This window comes from Pseudoflavonifractor capillosus (assembly GCF_016902575.1).
GTDB lineage: Bacteria > Bacillota > Clostridia > Oscillospirales > Oscillospiraceae > Enterenecus > Enterenecus capillosus_A.
On sequence record NZ_JACSNZ010000076.1, the window covers coordinates 1 to 3,961 of the forward strand.

Sequence of the window (3,961 nt, forward strand, 5' to 3'; positions counted from 1 at the left end):
CCTGAATGCGGAATCGCTGCCAGCCGTCCATGATGTTGAGTGCATCGAGCCGCCCGTTGTCCAGGTCAATGTGGAATGCACCCACCACTCGTCCGGTGTTGTCCAATCGTTCCAACACATATGTGTCGAACTGCTCATGGGATAACTTTTCTCCACGGGGAAACATTCCGGTGAATCGTGCGGGAGGATCGCCTTCGGCCTTGCGGATGTAATTGCGCAGGCGGTTGGCGGTCTGAAGGAACTCCAGATGTTCTTCCGCCAGGAAGTAGGTAGAGCTACCGCCCTCTGTGACATGGAAGACTGCAAAGCGGCGGGCGGCTTCTCGAGCTTTCCGCTCTTCCTGATCCTCCTGCCAGATTTCAGCGCTGATGCGCTCATACTCCCGCTGGGGGAGCTGGTTGCACATCTCGTCAATGACATCCTCCAGGTGTTCCTCCAGCGTTTCGTCTTTCAGATGCTTGCTCAGCGCATCGTACCAACGCTTGTCAATCCAGAGGGTGATATCCTTGCTGTTCACTGTGTCACCTCCATTTCCTCCACAGGCTTGGGAGTGGTGGGTCTAGGGCTGCGCCGGGATCTGGTGGGAGCAGACGTGTCAGTCTCATCGATGTACTCGCGCACAGGGGCAGGGACATACTTTTCGTAGAGTTTTACCAGGGCATCCGCCATCTCACGCTCCAGTTCCAGATCTCGCTTGCTCATATAGCGTTTCAGGGCGGAGAGTTTTTCCTCGTCAAAGGAAATGGTCAGGTTTACTTGTTTCATTGGCACTTCCTTTCTCAGTCGTAATTGATGTATTCAATCTCCAGCCAGTGGGGGCATAGCCGATGGTGGAGGGTTCCGGGTCGAGTTGGATGAGACAAACACAGTCTGTTCTCCGGAATGAGAAAGGCCGGAGCGTTCGCTCCGGCCTACACAGGGGTAAGATCAGTTTGGATTTGTATCCTGGGCAGAATAGCTCATCCATCTGGATGGGCGCTTCCTCCAGCAGAGTTTACCGACAAGATGATCAGCGGAATGGAAAAGGGGACCGCATCTATGAGATGCGATACCTCTGCATTCTAGCTGGTCACATTGTCAACTCGGGGTTTCTCGACTGTTGCTCCTGCTGCATCAGGAGGTTCATACTGTAGTCCAGTATCTTTTCCTTACGCTCTGTCAGCATGGTGAGGTAGAACTCCCGCTGGAGCGGTTGGAGCTCCGGGATTCCATCCAGGAACCTCTGTATCCTGTCCAGATCGATTCGTGCGGCGATCCGTCTGAGTGCATCATTGCACTCCGGATAGCGCAGGGAAGCGATAAAATCGAAGTACGGAATCTTTACACCGTTTTCTTCAATGGAGGAGGCAGGGAACACATAGATTCGCCGGTCGATCTCTTTCTGCGACTTCAGTACCTCTGCCATGTGGGGCAGATCCAGCTGCGGATAGAGACAGGAACCGCAGTCATAGACCGGCGCAATCTCCACACTTTGCTCCTCCTCACTCACCAGCAGGCCCCAGTTACCGTTATGCCGGTCAAAGTTTCCGAGGAGCGCATCCGCAATAAACATATCCCAGAAAAATTTCCGAAGTTCATCTGCTGGATATAATGTTTGCTCATCAATAGCTTGCAGAATCGATGACAGCTCCTTGCCGTAACCATTCTGCTCACTGTCGATACAGGTGTTCTTCAGTTGGGCGAACTCAATCAGCCGCTTTCCGCCCTCTGTAAAATCACGGCAGGCAACCACCAGCTTGCTTTTACCCCGACGATCTGTGTAATTACCCAGCAGGGTATCCTGTACCCGGAAGCCGAGCATCTCGAAAATGTGACAGGCCACATATTCGCTGATGCATCCGTTGGTGTAGCTCATTTCTTTGTTCCGGCTGGGGCGTGGAGGAAACTTCAGCATATAACTGGAGCCCGCATAGGAGATATTGATCTTATTTCCGTTCGCGCCGCCATAGGCACGGAAACGGTTGACAGGGCAGTTGGTAAAATCGATCACGAGTCGTTCCTCCCCATTACAGGTATTTTGCTCTCAGGTAGTCCGCCTGCTCCTGCGTGATGGCGTTGCTCCACTGGTTGGAGTTGATGGCGCCATACAGCTCTCCCCACAGGCAGTCCATGTAGGACACATGGTCTTTCTCTCCCTGGATATATTCATCCAGGGCCTTTTGCAGGCTGGCCGGCAGTTCCTTTTCCAGGTAGGAGCGATCGTTTGGCTTCCCGTCCGGGGCCTGCCTTTGCTCTACAGTCATGGTCAGGAGCTGCTCCATGGGGATGTCCAGCGTGGCAGCAAGCTTGCTCAGCGTCCCGGCATTGCAGCGCGTCAGCGACGTTTTGCCCGAGCAGATGTCCGCCAGCGTGGCCCATGGAACCCCGCTGCGCTTGGAGAGCTGGTAGCGGGAGAGACCCTTTTCCCGCAGAACTTGTTGAATCGTCATATGCATCACCCATCTCCGATTATATCGGTATCCCGATAACCAGTCAAGGGGTGCAGGCGCAGCCAAATCGAAGGTGATGGTCCGGTTCACTTGCTTCATGCGGTACTTCCTCAGTTGTAGTTGATATAGGGAATCTCCAGCCAGTGTGTCCATCCTCTGCCTTCCAGCTGGGTCTTCACCACACCGCATTGGGTGTTCATGGCTTCGATGACATAACCGTCGCCGACGTACACACCGATGTGTCCGTTCTGCCAGACTGCCAGACCAGGCGTGTCCGGCATGGTATCGATGGGACCAGACACGGAGGCGGAGTAGAACATTTGGTTGGCGCCCAGGTCGGGCATACCGTTGGTGGCATAACCGATGGTGAGTGTCTCTGGGTCGAGCCAGCCGTAGCCTTTGATGAGACCCACGCAGTCGGTGGTCCGACCGCCCAGCCAGTTGGAACGAATGAAATCTGCGTAGGTACCGACACCGTCGGGGTACTGCTCCTGCTTGTAGGCGAAGAGGGAATCGGTGAGGACGTTGCCGTAGGTTCCCCACACATAGCCCCAGCCGGACTCCCAGGCGTGAATGGCATAGAGAGCCAGGTCTGTGGCATTCTTGGTGGAGGGATCGGTGAAGGTGGAGATGTCCAGCTCGATGCTGGTTCCATCCCCGCGGAGATACTTACCGTTGTAGCTGCCACCGCCAGCAGTTCCAGCCACCGAGGTGTAGACGTGGTTGATGTTGCTTTGGTCATCCTCTGTGATGTCTCTGCCCAGATGAGCTTCCAGATGGGTGTATGCCTGGTAGAGAGAAAGGGGCACGTTGACGGTGTAGGTCTCCTCCTCGGTGGTGACGATGCCGTCCTCTTGCTCTATCTCCACGGTGCGGGTTCGGGTTTCTGTGGTGTAGAAGCAGGCCACAAAGCTGTCCGCTTCGCTTTGGGATGGAGCATCCTCACCAAAGCAGAGAGCATAAAAAACGGCCTTGACTCGCAATGGGTCAAGGCCGTTGCCGCTCTCCGTCTGCTCATTGGCAGAGTCCACCGCTGAATCCAGAAGGGAGAAGGCGGAACGCATCTCCTCAATGGAGTGGCGAAACTCCGCAGGGACCTCAGCAGAGAGTGTGCTGCCGTAGAAGCACGCTTCCACTGAGGCATTGTTATGTTCGGCACCGCCCGAGCCAATGGAGCAGAGCAGGGCGATCAAAAGAATGACAGGGGAGAAGACCGCAACCAGCACCCAGCCAAACCCTTTTCGAGTTTTCTCGTTGGTGAGCAGCGTGGCGGCGGCTTTGGCGATTGCCGCAGGGATTGCCATCAGCGACCACCTGCCGATCCAAAGAGCTTCTCCTTGTAGGCCGGGGCATGGACTTCCAACAGGTATCGCTCGTTGCCGCACTTGTACAGGCAGACACCCCGCTGGGGAAACTTGATGAAATTGTACTCGGCTTCCTCCAGTTGGAGCATATCCATGTAGGAGCGCTTGTCGATGGAGCCTGCGTTGAAGAGAAACTGATGGGGCGGGATGCTGAACAAGGGCTTGGTC

Annotated in this window: 4 protein-coding genes and 2 pseudogenes; all 6 read right to left on the bottom strand. The window is 55.3% G+C overall.

The genetic code is table 11. From position 1 onward, the window contains the following. A pseudogene (locus H9X86_RS11585) lies at nucleotides 1-517 on the bottom strand (hypothetical protein); the annotation flags it as partial. Further along, nucleotides 514-765 (bottom strand): DUF6103 family protein, encoded by a 252-nt coding sequence (locus H9X86_RS11590; protein WP_204901671.1) that lies wholly within the window; start codon nucleotides 763-765, stop codon nucleotides 514-516. The pseudogene H9X86_RS11585 and the gene H9X86_RS11590, both read right to left, overlap by 4 nt. Nucleotides 766-1,069: 304 nt before the next feature. After that, complete coding sequence (locus H9X86_RS11595; RefSeq protein WP_204901672.1) at nucleotides 1,070-1,990, bottom strand: HipA domain-containing protein; 921 nt, start codon at nucleotides 1,988-1,990, stop codon at nucleotides 1,070-1,072. Nucleotides 1,991-2,006: 16 nt separating this feature from the next. After that, nucleotides 2,007-2,429 carry a helix-turn-helix domain-containing protein gene (locus H9X86_RS11600; RefSeq protein ID WP_087390064.1) on the bottom strand — a complete coding sequence of 141 codons (423 nt, stop codon included), beginning with the start codon at nucleotides 2,427-2,429 and terminating at the stop codon, nucleotides 2,007-2,009. 110 nt (nucleotides 2,430-2,539) lie between these two features. Next, nucleotides 2,540-3,733: a hypothetical protein gene (locus H9X86_RS11605; protein WP_204901673.1), complete on the bottom strand. Its 1,194-nt coding sequence runs from the start codon at nucleotides 3,731-3,733 to the stop codon at nucleotides 2,540-2,542. Further along, a pseudogene (locus H9X86_RS11610) lies at nucleotides 3,733-3,961 on the bottom strand (type VI secretion protein); the annotation flags it as partial. The gene H9X86_RS11605 and the pseudogene H9X86_RS11610, both read right to left, overlap by 1 nt.

Coding starts and splice junctions, on each gene's coding strand:
- H9X86_RS11590 (WP_204901671.1), bottom strand. CDS start 765: ATGAAACAAGTAAACCTGACCATTTCCTTTGACGAGGAAAAACTCTCC.
- H9X86_RS11600 (WP_087390064.1), bottom strand. CDS start 2,429: ATGACGATTCAACAAGTTCTGCGGGAAAAGGGTCTCTCCCGCTACCAG.
- H9X86_RS11605 (WP_204901673.1), bottom strand. CDS start 3,733: ATGGCAATCCCTGCGGCAATCGCCAAAGCCGCCGCCACGCTGCTCACC.